This is a genomic window from Pseudomonas sp. TJI-51 (genome assembly GCF_000190455.2).
In the GTDB taxonomy this organism is placed as follows: Bacteria; Pseudomonadota; Gammaproteobacteria; order Pseudomonadales; family Pseudomonadaceae; genus Aquipseudomonas; species Aquipseudomonas juntendi.
Genome location: NZ_AEWE02000117.1, coordinates 72913 through 74066, shown reverse-complemented (window position 1 = coordinate 74066; position 1154 = coordinate 72913). Strand labels below are relative to the sequence as shown.

At 56.8% G+C, this 1154-nt stretch carries 2 protein-coding genes; both read right to left on the bottom strand.

The window, feature by feature from the left end:
* Positions 1–443 (bottom strand): site-specific integrase (locus G1E_RS29810; RefSeq protein WP_256220455.1); only part of this gene is annotated, 443 nt, incomplete at its 3' end.
* A gap of 269 nt (positions 444–712) precedes the next feature.
* Positions 713–994 (bottom strand): helix-turn-helix domain-containing protein, encoded by a 282-nt coding sequence (locus tag G1E_RS22480; RefSeq protein ID WP_009685663.1) that lies wholly within the window; start codon positions 992–994, stop codon positions 713–715.
* Between the last annotated feature and the right edge of the window lie 160 nt (positions 995–1154).

Genomic DNA, 1154 nt, shown 5'->3' with positions numbered 1-1154 from the left:
CATTTGCAATGTTGGGAGAACTCATGTCGCAGATCGTGGAAGTGCAGATCCTGGATGCCGAGGCGAATCATCATGATGCGCCAGGCCGATTTGAAGCCGTTGCTCGTGTAGCTGAAGACGCGGCCCTTCGACTTAACGCCGAGGCGGATCAGCGCGTCCCTGGCTTTAATGCTCAAGGGGACGTCTCGTTTGGATCCGTTCTTGGTCTCCGGTAGGTGGGCGATACGGTTCCGCAGGTTGATGTGCTCCCACTCCAGTTTGAGGAGTTCTCCCTGGCGCATGGCGGTCTCCAGGGCCAGGATGACGATCGAGTAGAGCTCTTGGGTTTGGTGGCCATGGCAGTAGCGAAGAATTAGACGCNNGACGCTCTTCCCTCGCCAAGAGACGACGGTCCCGGCCGGGGGGAGACTTTGGCTTCCGCACGTTCGCCACGGGGTTTGCATCGCAGGTGCCCCACTCGATACGGCCGATGTCGAATACGTTGGAGAGCAACGACATTTCCAGGCGAACCGTCGCCGGCGAGATCGATTTGCCGGTTCTTTGGTTCAGCTGCTTGAGGCGATCGTCACGGTAGTCGGCAATGTCCGGGCTGGAGATCTCCCGCATGGTTTTTGCGGCGATCGGCGATCTCAGGATATGAGTTATGCGATAGCTCTCCTGGGCGTAACCTTTCTTGAGGATTGAGATCTTGCTTCGGTAGAGTTCCAGGCCTTCAGCGAGGCTGAGGTTTTTCTTGCGCATGCAGTTGTTCCAGCTTCGCCTCAATCAACACGGCGAGCTGGCTATACGGGATTTCCAATGCGCGACAGAGGCAGATGACGGTATCGAGAGTCGGCGAGCGCAAGCCGCGCTCAAGCAGACTGATGGAGGTGCGGTCGAAGTTCGAGGCTTCACTGAGCTTGTCTTGCGACATACGACGCCCTCGGCGTAGCTCGGCCACAACAAGTCCGAATGCGATGTTATGGCTGAGAGGGGGCTTCTTTGCCTTGCTCAACGACCTGACCTATAAACAAAGGTCAGGATTTTCGTTCTGCAGACTATTGTCGTCTGCGGACAAGAGTCGTCGGATCGTTTGACAGCCGCTGCGGCCAGCGTATAGTTCAAATCATTTGGTACAACGGAAGTCGTTTCGGAGGGAGGTGCCTCATGTCTGG